Source organism: Arthrobacter sp. DNA4 (assembly GCF_024362385.1).
GTDB lineage: Bacteria > Actinomycetota > Actinomycetes > Actinomycetales > Micrococcaceae > Arthrobacter.
Window position 1 is genome coordinate 829,745 of record NZ_CP101466.1, and the last position, 12,221, is coordinate 841,965.

Here is a 12,221-nt window from a genome sequence, read left to right on the forward strand (position 1 = left end):
GTAGTGGTAGGAACCAACACAACTGAATACAACACCACATGTTGTAACCACAGATTTCCCAACCCCCCCCAGGGGTTCGGGTACAAGGGTTACGGCGGTCATAGCGTGGGGGAAACGCCCGGTCCCATTCCGAACCCGGAAGCTAAGACCCACAGCGCCGATGGTACTGCACCCGGGAGGGTGTGGGAGAGTAGGTCACCGCCGGACATACATTACGAAGGGCCCTGACAAGGAATGTCAGGGCCCTTCGACTTTAACCTCCAGACCGATGCCGCCGGACGGCCGGATGTCCGCGGGTAGGATTGACCCTCATGAGCAGCATCTTCAGCCACGCCCAGGACCCCTCCCAAGACGACGGTAAGCAGGCTTCGGATCCCCTGGAGCCCGTGGTGAACACCGTCCGGGTACCGGGTCCGGTGGCCCGTGCTTTCGCAGGCTTCACCGACCACGCCCACCTGTGGTGGCCCTTGGAGCGGCACGGTGTCTATGGGGCCGGTTCCTATGTGGAGTTCGAGGAGAACCTCATCCTTGAGACGGCTGACGATGGCCGCACCAGCATCTGGGGTACCCTCGATGACTGGCAGCCGCCGCTGTCCTTCCATGCCTCCTGGCACCCCGGAACCACGGCGCTGTGGTCCACTGAGCTCCTGGTGGTGTTCCGCGCCGTTGAGGCGGAAACGGAGGTCCGTGTCTTCCACGAAGGGTGGGAAGGGGCTGAGGACCCCGTTGCCGCGCGCGATGCCTATGTGGAAGCGTGGCCGTTGATCCTGGAACGGTTTGCCCGGTTCATGGGTGCCGGCGACTCAACGGACGCCGCACCTTCCGAAGTCCTGTCCTAGGCCGTCCGCGCGGCCGGGTCCCCAGGCACGGCGGTGCTGTGCCGGATCACGAATTCCGTCGGGTATTCCTGGTCCTGTGCTGCCGTAGCTGCCGGACCGCCGTCGGGATTCCTGCCGGCGCCATCCAGCAGGGCCAAAGCAGTGGCGGCCGCCAGCTTTCCCTGGCCCCGCGGATCCTGGCTCACGGTGGTCAGCCCGAAGGTCTCTGCCAGCTCGTGCCCGTCAATGCCCACCACGGAGAGATCCTCCGGAATCCGAAGACCAAAGTCGCGCGCGGCAAGTATGACGCCCACCGCCATCTCATCGGAGGCGGCAAAAACTGCCGTGGGCCGTTCCGTGGGTGTTCCCAGCAGCCGGCGGCCTGCCGCGTAAGCGCCCTGGATGGTGAAGTCGGCAGTGGCATGCCACTCCGGCCGCAGTCCCAGCCCTGCTGCGGCCATTGCCGCCGAAAAGCCCTTTTGCCGTAGCTGCGGAAGCTTGAAGTCCCGGTTCAGCCCCGCATCCCCGGTGATATGCGCAATCCGGGTATGTCCCAGCCCAATCAGGTGGCTGGTGGCCATCATCGCCAGGCCCTCGTCGTCGATCCTGATGGTCGAGGCCCCGGGCAGGGCACCTCCGATCCCCACGATGGGACGGTGCACGGCCAGCAGCTGCCGGATCTCTTCCTCGCTGAGCACCAGCGCCACGGCGATTACAGCATCCAGGCGTTTCCGCAGCAGGAAGTCGGTCAGGATGCTGTTGCGCCGCTCCGGCTGTTCACCCACGTTGTAAAGCGTCAGGTCATAGCCGGCATCGAGCAGGGTTTCGGAAACGCCTTCCAGTACCGAGGAGAAGTACCAGCGCTGGACGCTGGGCACCACCAGCCCGATGTTGTGGTTCCGCCCTGATGCGAGGCTTGACGCGTGGTAGGACGGAACGAACCCGAGTTCCCGGGCCGCTTCCTGGGCCAGGCGGCGGCTCTTGGAGGAGACGTTGGACTTGCCGCTCAGTGCCCGCGAGACGGTGGCCACCGACAGGCCGGCCCGGCTGGCAACTTCTTTGATGCCTGCCACGGTCAGAGGGCTGCTGCGGCGTCCGGTCCAAGCTGTATCCACGCGGTCTCACCGGAGGCAAGGGCGCGTCCCGCACCTGCGGGCAGGCTGCGGATCAGGACATGTCCCGCAGGCATTTCCAGCGGCTCGTGGTTCAGGTTCATAACCACCAGCGTAGTGCCGTTCAGGTAGCCCAGGGAGTAGCCGGTGCACCAGTCCTCGGCCCAGGACAAGGACCCCCTGCCCAGGTCCAGTTCCCGCCGGCAGGCCAGGGCGTCGCGGTACAGGGACAGGTGCGACGACGGTGATTCCGCCTGCAGGTCCCTCGCCAGCGCCTTGAACGAGGCAGGAATAGGCAGCCAGGGGTGGCTGCCTGAGCCAAACCCCAGATGCGGGTCCTCGCCACGCCAGGGCAGCGGCACACGGCAGCCGTCACGGCCCAGCCGCTGGCCGCCGGTGCGGGCGAACGTGGGGTCCTGGCGGAGGTGGTCAGGAATGTCGGTGCCGTCCGGCAACCCGAGCTCTTCGCCCTGGTACAGGTACGCGGCGCCCGGGAGTCCCAGCATGAACATCGAAGCAGCGGCCGCGCGGCGGCGGCCAAGATCATGGTCCGGCTGGTGATCTGCCGGGCCAATGCCGTCGCCGTCCCGCGGACCGAGCCCGTTGTACCCGAAACGGCTGGCGTGGCGGACCACGTCATGGTTCGAAAGTACCCAGGTGCTGGGGGCACCTACTCCGTCAAGGACTGTCAGGGAATCGGTGATGACGGAGCGGAGGCGGTAGACGTCCAGGCCCGCGTGGAGGTACGGGAAGTTGAACGCCTGGTGCATTTCGTCGGGCCGGACCCAGTGAGCCAGCCGGTGCAGGTCCACGCTGGCCTCGGCGCACAGGATCCGGTCGGGTCCGTATTCGTCCAGGATCAGCCGCCATCTGCGGTATATGTCGTGGACAGCGGGCTGGCCGAACATGGGTGCTTCATGGCCCGGATACCCGTCGCTGCTGCCACCGTCGGCGCGGCCGCCCCATTCGGGCAGCCCCGGGGCCTTGACCAGGGCATGGGCAACGTCCACCCGGAAACCTGACACACCGCGGTCCAGCCAGAAACGGAGCACGCGTTCGAACTCCGCGTGAACGGCGGGGTTGTCCCAGTTGAAGTCCGGCTGCGAGGAATCGAAGAGGTGCAGGTACCACTGACCGGGCCGGCCGTCCGTTCCTGCTACCCGGGTCCAGGCTGGTCCGCCGAAGTGGGACTGCCAGTTGTTGGGCGGTTCCTGCCCGTCGGGGCCGGTCCCGTCCCGGAAGATGAACATGTCTCGCTCCGGGCTTCCGGCCGGCGCCGCAAGGGCTGCCTGGAACGCCGGGTGCTGGTCCGAGCAGTGGTTGGGCACCAGGTCCACGATGACCCGCAGGCCCAGGCGGTGGGATTCGGCCATCATGACGTCGAAGTCGGCCAGCGTACCGAAGACCGGGTCCACGTCGCAGTAGTCGCTGACGTCATAGCCGGCGTCACGCTGGGGGGAACGGTAGAAGGGCGAGAGCCAGACTGCATCGACCCCCAGATCTGCGAGATGCGGCAGTTCCTCCGTGATTCCCGCCAGGTCGCCAATGCCGTCGCCATTCAGGTCACGGAAGGACCGGGGGTAGACCTGGTAGATCACTGCGGACCGCCACCAGCCCGGAGCGGTGTCAGCAGCATGGATGAGCGTCAGGGGACCGGCACAAACGGAAGTGTCCTGGGTCACAGTTTCGACAGACATGGAAGCCAGCATAGCTGCGGCGCACCGATTAACTGAAAACGCTTCCATATTGTTTCGCTGTGGCCAGGAGACAGTGCCCAAGCGTCCGCCGCCATGGAACTGGAAACGATTGCACCGTCGGGGAACCGGGCTTCCGCCGGCAGCGCACCTAAACTGGGAAGGTATGTCCGACGACGGGTGGAGGCTTTGTGGGAAGCATCGTTGACGAGCTGGAAGCCATCCTGGCGCCGGGCCAGGTGGACACGGGCGAGGTCGCGCTCCGCCGGTACGCCGTAGACCAGGCGCCCGTGATCGACTTCCAGCTTCCGCTGGCCGTGGTGTTTCCCGAATCAGTGGCGGACGTGCAGGCAGTGGTGAAGGCCTGCCTGGGCAGCGGGGTGGCGATCGTACCCCGGGGCGCAGGCACGGGTGTATCCGGCGGTGCCCACGCCACCACCAACTGCATCATCCTCTCCCTGGAGCGGATGGACCGGATCCTCGCCCTGAATCCGGACGATGAAACAGCCATGGTGGAGCCCGGAGTGGTCAACGCCGTCCTGAACGAAGCCGCCGCGGAGCATGGCCTCATGTACGCGCCGGACCCTGCCAGCTTCCGGAGCTCCACGATCGGTGGCAACGTTGCCACCAACGCCGGGGGTCTGCGATGTGCCAAGTACGGGGTCACCAGGGACTCAATCCTGGCACTGGACGTCGTCCTGGCCGACGGCTCCCTGATCCACACCGGCCACCAAACCTTCAAGGGCGTGGCGGGCTATGACCTCACCGGCCTCTTCGTGGGATCCGAGGGCACCCTGGGCATCGTCGTCGGAATCACCGTGCGGCTGAAGTACCTGCCCCGGGAAGTGCACACCGTTGCTGCGTTCTACCCGGACTTCAGGCGTGCCGCCGCAGGCGTCCTGGCGGTGGGAAGGGCCCGCGTCCAGCCCGCCATCATGGAACTGCTCGACGGCGGTACGCTGGCCCAGCTCGACGACATTCATGGCTCAGACCTCACCGCACGCGGCAGATCCCTGCTGCTGATCCAGACAGACGGGTTTGGGGCTGCCGCGGAAGCCGACGTGGTGCGGGAGGTCCTGCGCGAAGGCGGGGCCACCGTCACCACCGAGGCCAGCGCAGAAGCCGAGCGGCTGGTGGAGCTGAGGCGGCACAGCAGGGGCACCGAGGTGGACGACGAGTACCGGGTGGGCGAAGACGTTGCCGTTCCGCGGTCCCGCCTGGTGGACTACGTTGCAGCGCTCGAGGCCATGGCCGCCGCCCAGCAGGTGCATCTCAAAGTGGTGGCCCATGCCGGCGACGGCAACCTGCACCCCACATTCTGGATCGACCGGCAGGGGCCGGACGTGGAAGCCGGCGCCATGGAGCGGCTCCAGGTGGCCCTGGACGAGTCCATCACCGCCGCCCTGGCAATGGGCGGCACCATTACTGGCGAGCACGGCGTGGGCCAGTACAAGCTGCGGTGGCTTGGCCAGGAACAGCCGGAGCCCATCCGGGAGCTCCAGCGCAGGATCAAGGAGCTGTTCGATCCTGCCGGCATCCTCAACCCTGGCAAGGCGATCTAGGCCTTAGTCGTCCGAATCCGGATATTCGTCGTCAGATTCATCTGCACCATAGCGGGACTCCTCGTTTTCCACCTCGAGGATCTTCAGCAGTTCGGTGTCCGGGTTGAGCATGATCGCGGCCTCGTCCCGCCGGTGCCGGAGGATCGAGTCGATGTAGGACTGCACGGCTTCTGCCAGCGGAATGTGGCGCTCCTGCTTCTCGGACATGTACCACCGGTGCTCCAGGACCTCGTGCACCACCTCGGCGTGCTCGAGCTTGCCGGAGAGGTCCCGGGGGATGGATCGCACGATCGGCTCGAAAATCTGGCTGACCCAGAGGTGGGCGCTGTATTCCTCGTCCATTTCCGGGTTGTTGTCCGCCCGGAATGAGTCCATGTCATTGAGGAGGCGGCGGGCCTGGTTCTCCTGCGCATCCAGGCCGGTGAGCCGCAGCAGCCGCCGCTGGTGGTGTCCCGCGTCCACCACCTTGGGCTGCAGCTGGATGGTGGAGCCGTTCTGGGTGGTCTTGATGGCATATTCCTCGACGTCGAAGCCGAGTTCGTTCAGGCGCCGGATGCGGGCGCCCACCCGCCAGCGTTCGCCCAGCTCAAAGGATTCCTTCTCGGTCAGCTCAGCCCACAGCCGCCGGTAGCTGTCCATGATCAGCTCGCTGGTGGCCACGGGGTCCACCTTCTCCTCGATGAGGCCGCCGTCCAGCAGGTCCATCAGCTCGCCGGCGATGTTGACCCGGGCAATTTCAAGGTCGTATTCGCGCTGCCCCGTGGAGAGGTCGGGGTAGAGCTCGCCTGTTTCGGCGTCCACCAGGTACGCGGCGAAGGCGCCGGCGTCGCGGCGGAACAGTGTGTTGGACAGTGAGACGTCGCCCCAGTAGAAGCCGATGAGGTGCAGCCGCACCAGCAGCAGGGCCTGCGCGTCGATGAGGCGGGTGAGGGTGTCCTTGCGCAGCATCTGGGAAAAGAGGGCGCGGTAGGGCATGGAGAATTTCAGGTGCCGCGTCACAAGGACAGGGTTGAGCGGGCGTCCGTCGGGGGTGGTGCGCCCGGTGATCACCGCAACCGGCTCCACGCACGGCACATCGAAGCGGGCAAGCTTGCGGAGCATGTGGTATTCATGCCGGGCCACGTGCTCGGAGGTTTCCTTGATGGCGATGACCGAGCCGCCCAGGTGGGCAAAGCGCACAATGTGCCGGGAGATGCCGCGGGGGAGTGCCGCGAGGTATTGCGCGGGCCACTCCTCGAGGGCGATATGCCACGGCAGGTCCAGCAGTTCGGGATCTGCCGCGGCCGCGGTGATATTCAGCGACGAGGCTACCGAGGCTGCCTTGTTGTCATCGGCGCTCGCTGCCACGAACCGCGGCAGTTTGCCGATCTGCGCGTAGTCGGTGGGTTCGTCGTGCCACTGGGCGCTGTATTCCTCGGTCATGAGTCAATTCTTCCGTACTCGGGGCAGGGCGGCTAAATTTCGCGCAGGCATCGGGTTAAAGGCCGACGGCGGCCCGCACCGTTTGCGAAAAGGGTGCGGACCGCCGCCGGTCAAGCGGAGGTTGGGCCAGCCGAACCTCCGGAGCCAAGGAATCAGTCGCCGAGGCGCAGGCCGGTTTTGGTGTCGAACAGGTGAACGTGGCCCGACTGGGGACGGACGTAGATGACCTCGCCCTTCATCGGAGGACGGCGGCCATCGACGCGGGCCACGATGTCGTGGTCCTTGCCGTCAAGGTTGGTGTGGCCGTAGACGTAGGCGTCGGCGCCGAGTTCTTCGACCACGTCCACCTCCACCTTCAGGCCCTCGCCCTGCGGCGCGGTTTCCAGGTCCTCCGGACGGCTGCCCAGCGTGACCGTGGAGCCGTGCGCCTCTTCGAGGACGTCGCGCGGCACGGGGTAAACAGTGCCGCCGAACTGGACGCCGCCGTCGACCACGGGAAGCTCCAGCAGGTTCATGGCGGGGGAGCCGATGAAGCCGGCAACGAAGACGTTCTTGGGGCGGTCGTAGAGGTTGCGCGGGGTGTCGACCTGCTGCAGCAGGCCGTCCTTCAGCACGGCGACGCGGTCGCCCATGGTCATGGCCTCAACCTGGTCGTGCGTCACGTAGACGGTGGTGACGCCGAGGCGGCGGGTCAGGGACGCGATCTGGGTGCGGGTCTGGACGCGAAGCTTGGCGTCCAGGTTGGACAGCGGCTCGTCCATGAGGAAGACCTGAGGGTTACGGACGATGGCGCGGCCCATGGCAACGCGCTGGCGCTGGCCGCCGGAGAGTGCCTTCGGCTTGCGGTCCAGGTACTGCTCAAGGTCAAGGAGCTTTGCGGCTTCACGGACGCGCTCGGCGCGCTCTTCCTTGGAGACGCCGGCGATCTTCAGGGCAAAGCCCATGTTGTCGGCCACAGTCATGTGCGGGTACAGCGCGTAGTTCTGGAAAACCATCGCGATGTCGCGGTCCTTCGGCGGAACATCGGTAACGTCACGGTCACCGATCAGGATGCGGCCGGCGTTGACGTCCTCAAGGCCTGCGAGCATGCGCAGGGAGGTGGACTTGCCGCAACCGGAGGGTCCCACGAGGACCAGGAATTCGCCATCGGCGATGTCGATGTTGAGCTTATCGACGGCGGGCTTATCTGTGCCCGGGTACAGACGCGTAGCGTTATCAAAAGTAACTGTAGCCACAGTTATCAATCCCTTCACCGGCAGGTACGTGCCGGACGATCCGTTGTGAATGGTTCATGTTTATTCAGTTTTGTTCCTGCAAAGTGCTCCGAGCCTGAGCCCGGGGCACAAAATGACGCCGCACGCTGGTTGTGCGCCACATCACACACAGAGTATGCCAGAGGTTGCGGTTCCTTGCGAAAATGTTACGAACGTCACATGTGCCGCTGGCCACGTCCTATCCGGACGCGGCCTGCGGATCCTCCTCGGCAACCGCGATGCTCCGCTCCTGGAGCAGGGCCTCCAGCAGTTCCGCAATGTGGACGGGAGCCTCCACCCGGTATTGGGCCTGGGTGAAATCAAGACCTACCTTGACCCCGACGTCGCCCGGTTCGAGTACCAAAAGCGTCCTCGTCCGTGACGTCGTCGGCGAACAGCACGGCAGTGGCCCCGGTGGCCTGCCGCAGGAAGGTGACACCTTCGCCCTTGGAAGCATTGACAACCGAAGTCTCCAGGACGCGTTTTCCTTCCTTCAGGAAGACTCCCTTGCGGTCCTGGAGCACCGACCGTGCTGCCGCCACTGCATCTTCTGCCACGTCGTCCTCCGCCTGGCGGGTATGCAGGACGACGCCGGCAGGCTTGTCCTCCAGGGAGGTGCCGGGCGCCTCGGCGACGATGCCGGCCAACTCGGCGCGGACCTCTTCAAGGAGCGCCTTCTGGTCCTCTTCAAGGGCCAGTTCGGTGGAGCCCGGCCCCAGCCACGCCTCGGCGCCATGGCTGCCGATCAGCAACGTGTCGACCGGCGGGGAGGCGACCTCCCGCAGGCTGGCGAGGGCACGTCCGGAGATGAGGGCCGTCGTCGTCCGCGGCAGTACGGCGAGGCCCGCGAACGCTGCGGCCGACCGTGGAAGCGGCCGCGCATCCTGTGCCCGGCCCACGATGGGCGCCATGGTGCCATCAAAATCCATGGCCACGAGCAGGTACTCCGTGCCGGCGATCCGGCGCAGGGCCTCCCGCAGTTCAGGGGAGAGCGCCAGCGGCGCCTTGGTGCGGCGGCCTTCAGGAGTCATCGCGGACCACCTTTTCATTCAGCGCGCGCAGGAAGTCCGCGGACCAGTGGTCCACGTCGTGGTCCAGGATCTGCTTGCGCATGGCCCTCATTCGGCGGGATGCTTCCCGCGGGGTCAGCTCGACGGCAGTCATGATGGTGTTCTTCAGGCCGGCAATGTCGTGCGGATTGATCAGCAGCGCCTGCTTCAGCTGGTCGGCCGCCCCGGCGAACTCGCTCAGGACCAGGGCGCCGTCGTTGTTGTTGCGCGCGGTGACATATTCCTTGGCCACGAGATTCATCCCGTCCCGCAGGGCGGTGACCAGCATGACGTCCGCGGCCAGGTACAGCGCCACCATCTCCTCGACGGGGTAGCTGTGGTGCAGATAGCGGACGGCGGTGTTTTCGAGGGTGTCGTAGGTGCCGTTGATGTGTCCAACGGTGCCTTCCACCTCTTCGCGCAGGAGCCGGTACTGTTCCACGCGTTCCCGGCTGGGGGAGGCAACCTGGATGAGGGTCGCGTCGCCCACCGTGAGCCTGCCGTCCGCCAGGAGTTCCTCGAAGGCCTTCAGCCGGTGGCGGATGCCCTTGGTGTAATCCAGCCGGTCCACGCCGAGCAGGATGGTCTTGGGGTTGCCAAGGTCCTGCCGGATCTGCCGGGCGCGTTCAATGATGTCCGGCCTGGCAGCGAGCTCGGTGATCTGCTTGACGTCGATGGAGATGGGGAAGGCCTGCGCCCGCGCGATGTGGGTCAGCTGACCGTTGTGGTCCTTGACGTGCACCTGCTGCTGCTTGACGCTGGCACCCAGGAAACGGCGCGCGGAGCGCATGAAGTTTCCGGCGTCGCTGGGCCGCTGGAAGCCCACCAGGTCGGCGCCCAGCAGGCCGTCGATGATGGCCTGGCGCCAGGGAAGCTGGGCAAAGATTTCAGGCGGCGGGAACGGGATGTGGTTAAAGAAGCCGATCCTGAGGTCCGGCCGTGCTTCACGGAGCAGCCGGGGCACCAGCTGCAGCTGGTAGTCCTGCACCCACACGGTGGCCCCCTGGTCCGCATGGCGCACCACGGCGTCGGCGAACCTGCGGTTGACCCGACGGTAGGCGTCCCACCAGGTGCGGTGGAACTCCGGCGGGGCGATGACGTCGTGGTACAGCGGCCAAAGACTGGCGTTGGAAAACCCTTCGTAGTACAGCTCCACGTCATCGGTGCTGAGCTGTACTGGAACGAGGTCCATGCCGCCGTGGCTGAAGGGCTCGACCGTTTCGTCGGGGGCTCCGTGCCAGCCAACCCAGGCGCCGTCGGTCTTGGTCATCATCGGCGCGAGGGCGGTCACCAGCCCTCCGGGCGACCGGCGCCAGCCGGAGCCGTCATCGCTGTCGTCCCCCGGCGCCACGCGGTCGACGGGCAGCCTGTTGGAGACCACCATGAAGTCGTACTTGGTGTGGCCGGCGTGGCCGGAACCGGAACTGCTTACCGTAGCTGTTCCGGCTGTTTTTTCCTGGACGGGTGTTTGCATTGCGGCCCCCTGGGGTTGCTTGTGCCTCTAAGCCACCCTAGCCGGACGGAATCATCGGGGCTATTCGTCCGTTGGTCAACCCGAAAGAATGGTTGAAACCGCAAGCTCTCAGCTTTCTCCCCTAAAATGTTGGGGTGCCACCAAGTGGTCCCCCTACGTCGACCGACCCAAGGAACTCATGAGCCCCGCAAACGAAGTACGTAAGTCCAAGGCTGAGCGAACCGCCGAGGCGCGGGAAAAGGCGCGCCTGATCCGCGAAGCGCAGGTAAAGAAGGACAAGCGCAACAAGCTGCTGATCGGCTGGGGCATCGTGGCAGCGGTCGTGGCCATCCTGGTGGTGGTGGCCCTGGTGGTCACCAACAGCCTCAAGCAAAACGCGCCGGTTGCGGACCAGGGACCCGTTCCGGCCAATGCCAACGCCCACGGCGGCGTGACCCTGCTGGCCAACACGGGCGTGGCCAAGACTGAAGCGGCAACTGTTGACGCGGCTTCCCTGGGGGATGCCCCGAAGACTCCGCCCGCCGAGGTTGTGGCTCCGGGCGCCGGGGCGGAGGCCGGCAAGCCGGTGAAGGTTGTCCTCTACATCGACTTCATCTGCCCCGTCTGCAAGAACTTCGAGGCCCAGTACAACGACCAGCTCACCTCGCTGCGCAATGACGGCAAGATCACGGTGGAATACCGTGCCCTCGGCTTCCTGGACAGCCGGTCAACCACCAACTACTCGTCCCGCGCCGCCAACGCCGCGGCCTGCGTGGTCAACGCGTCACCGGAGAAGTACTCCGACTTCGTCAACGCGCTGTTTGCCAAGCAGCCGGCGGAGGGCAGCGCAGGCCTCTCGGACAACGACCTGAAGAAGATGGCATCCGACATGGGCGTCAACATCGACTCCTGCGTGGATGACAAGACCTACCGCCCGTTCGTGAAGTTCACCACCAAGGAAGCAGCGGCCATCGGCGTGACCGGTACGCCCACGGTGTTCGTGGACGGCAAGCAGTGGGGCAAGGGGGACAGCGCCCAGACGCCGTTCCCGGACTTCCTGCAGGCAGCCATCACGGCTAAGGGCTAAGGACCAGCAGCCCGGGCAGGGGCCCGCTCCGGATCGTCTCCGGGGCGGGCCCCTGCCGCGTCCAGCGGCGGTTCCGGCGCGTTTTTACGCCCGGCGGGAGTTGGGCTAACCTTATCTAGCGCCTTCCCGGCGCACGCCCCCAGGGGCGCGCCTCCTTAGCTCAGTTGGCCAGAGCACCGCTCTTGTAAAGCGGGGGTCGTCGGTTCGAATCCGACAGGGGGCTCCACACCACCTCCGGGTCTAAGCTGGATCCATCCGAATAATCAGCCTGCTGACTAAGGGAGGATGGGTGCCATGCCCAAGACCGGCAAGAACGACCATGCCCGTGAGGACGAGCTTCCCTCGACCCTGCAGCGTTCTGACCAGAAGGCCCAGGACACGTTCGCGAAGACCTATGATTCCGCCCTCGAGTCCTACGACCAGGACGAAGAGCGCGCCGCCCGCGCAGCCTACGCCTCACTGAAGCACAGCTATGAGAAGGTGGGCGACCACTGGGAGCCCAAGGAAAAGCGCGGCCCCTCTGACAAGCGCGCGGAGCAGGGCATCCGATCGTCCGAACCCACCGCCGGCGGCGTCGATGCCAACGCCTCAAAGGAGCACCTCTACAAGCTCGCCAAGGAATTGGACGTCAAGGGCCGCTCGAAGATGGACAAGGACCAGCTGGTCCACGCTCTCCAGAAGGCCAACGACGCCGCTACCCGCAAAGCCCGCAGCAAATAGCCTGTGCTCTTGCCGTCCCGCCGTCCCAAGGTGTCGAATCAGAGGACACGT

The 12,221-nt window shown here is 65.8% G+C and carries 9 protein-coding genes, 1 tRNA gene, 1 rRNA gene and 1 pseudogene; 6 read left to right on the top strand and 6 right to left on the bottom strand.

Going from position 1 to position 12,221, the window contains the following annotated elements; translation table 11 throughout:
* Window positions 1-90: 90 nt before the first annotated feature.
* Window positions 91-207: ribosomal RNA gene (rrf, locus tag NMQ03_RS03940) — 5S ribosomal RNA — on the top strand.
* Window positions 208-311: 104 nt separating this feature from the next.
* Window positions 312-839 carry a hypothetical protein gene (locus tag NMQ03_RS03945; RefSeq protein ID WP_255174471.1) on the top strand — a complete coding sequence of 176 codons (528 nt, stop codon included), beginning with the start codon at window positions 312-314 and terminating at the stop codon, window positions 837-839.
* On the opposite strand, the gene NMQ03_RS03950 is transcribed toward NMQ03_RS03945, so the two are convergent.
* Both NMQ03_RS03950 and NMQ03_RS03955 read right to left on the bottom strand, forming a co-directional pair.
* Window positions 836-1,891, bottom strand: coding sequence for a LacI family DNA-binding transcriptional regulator (locus NMQ03_RS03950; RefSeq protein WP_255174472.1), 1,056 nt, complete (start codon window positions 1,889-1,891; stop codon window positions 836-838). The genes NMQ03_RS03945 and NMQ03_RS03950 overlap by 4 nt on opposite strands.
* 2 nt (window positions 1,892-1,893) lie before the next feature.
* Window positions 1,894-3,627 (bottom strand): glycoside hydrolase family 13 protein, encoded by a 1,734-nt coding sequence (locus tag NMQ03_RS03955; protein WP_255174473.1) that lies wholly within the window; start codon window positions 3,625-3,627, stop codon window positions 1,894-1,896.
* 188 nt (window positions 3,628-3,815) lie between these two features.
* Between NMQ03_RS03955 and NMQ03_RS03960 the strand changes: the two genes are divergently transcribed.
* A complete protein-coding gene (locus tag NMQ03_RS03960) occupies window positions 3,816-5,186 on the top strand; it encodes an FAD-binding oxidoreductase (RefSeq protein WP_255174474.1) in 1,371 nt (456 codons plus the stop codon).
* Window positions 5,187-5,189: 3 nt separating this feature from the next.
* Here NMQ03_RS03960 and NMQ03_RS03965 read toward each other — a convergent pair whose 3' ends face one another.
* From NMQ03_RS03965 to NMQ03_RS03980, 4 genes and pseudogenes are all read right to left on the bottom strand, one after another.
* Window positions 5,190-6,608, bottom strand: coding sequence for a DUF4032 domain-containing protein (locus NMQ03_RS03965; RefSeq protein WP_141158077.1), 1,419 nt, complete (start codon window positions 6,606-6,608; stop codon window positions 5,190-5,192).
* A 152-nt stretch (window positions 6,609-6,760) separates the two neighbouring features.
* On the bottom strand, window positions 6,761-7,843 hold the full coding sequence (locus NMQ03_RS03970) for an ABC transporter ATP-binding protein (protein WP_159632896.1): 1,083 nt from the start codon (window positions 7,841-7,843) through the stop codon (window positions 6,761-6,763).
* A 217-nt stretch (window positions 7,844-8,060) separates the two neighbouring features.
* Window positions 8,061-8,892 (bottom strand): annotated as a pseudogene (otsB, locus tag NMQ03_RS03975) (trehalose-phosphatase).
* Window positions 8,882-10,384 (bottom strand): trehalose-6-phosphate synthase, encoded by a 1,503-nt coding sequence (locus tag NMQ03_RS03980; protein WP_303694739.1) that lies wholly within the window; start codon window positions 10,382-10,384, stop codon window positions 8,882-8,884. The pseudogene otsB and the gene NMQ03_RS03980 overlap by 11 nt, the downstream one beginning before the upstream one ends.
* 178 nt (window positions 10,385-10,562) lie before the next feature.
* On the opposite strand from NMQ03_RS03980, the gene NMQ03_RS03985 reads away from it, so the two are divergent.
* From NMQ03_RS03985 to NMQ03_RS03995, 3 genes are all read left to right on the top strand, one after another.
* Window positions 10,563-11,450 carry a thioredoxin domain-containing protein gene (locus NMQ03_RS03985; RefSeq protein ID WP_255174475.1) on the top strand — a complete coding sequence of 296 codons (888 nt, stop codon included), beginning with the start codon at window positions 10,563-10,565 and terminating at the stop codon, window positions 11,448-11,450.
* A 149-nt stretch (window positions 11,451-11,599) separates the two neighbouring features.
* A tRNA-Thr gene (locus NMQ03_RS03990) sits at window positions 11,600-11,676 on the top strand.
* A gap of 68 nt (window positions 11,677-11,744) precedes the next feature.
* Entirely contained in the window at window positions 11,745-12,170 is a 426-nt protein-coding gene (locus NMQ03_RS03995) for a ChaB family protein (RefSeq protein ID WP_255174476.1), read from the top strand.
* Window positions 12,171-12,221: the final 51 nt, after the last annotated feature.

Bases quoted from the DNA above. Each gene is read 5' to 3' on its own strand.
- NMQ03_RS03945 (WP_255174471.1), top strand. From the start codon at position 312: ATGAGCAGCATCTTCAGCCACGCCCAGGACCCCTCCCAAGACGACGGT.
- NMQ03_RS03955 (WP_255174473.1), bottom strand. From the start codon at position 3,627: ATGTCTGTCGAAACTGTGACCCAGGACACTTCCGTTTGTGCCGGTCCC.
- NMQ03_RS03965 (WP_141158077.1), bottom strand. From the start codon at position 6,608: ATGACCGAGGAATACAGCGCCCAGTGGCACGACGAACCCACCGACTAC.
- NMQ03_RS03980 (WP_303694739.1), bottom strand. From the start codon at position 10,384: ATGCAAACACCCGTCCAGGAAAAAACAGCCGGAACAGCTACGGTAAGC.
- NMQ03_RS03985 (WP_255174475.1), top strand. From the start codon at position 10,563: ATGAGCCCCGCAAACGAAGTACGTAAGTCCAAGGCTGAGCGAACCGCC.
- NMQ03_RS03995 (WP_255174476.1), top strand. From the start codon at position 11,745: ATGCCCAAGACCGGCAAGAACGACCATGCCCGTGAGGACGAGCTTCCC.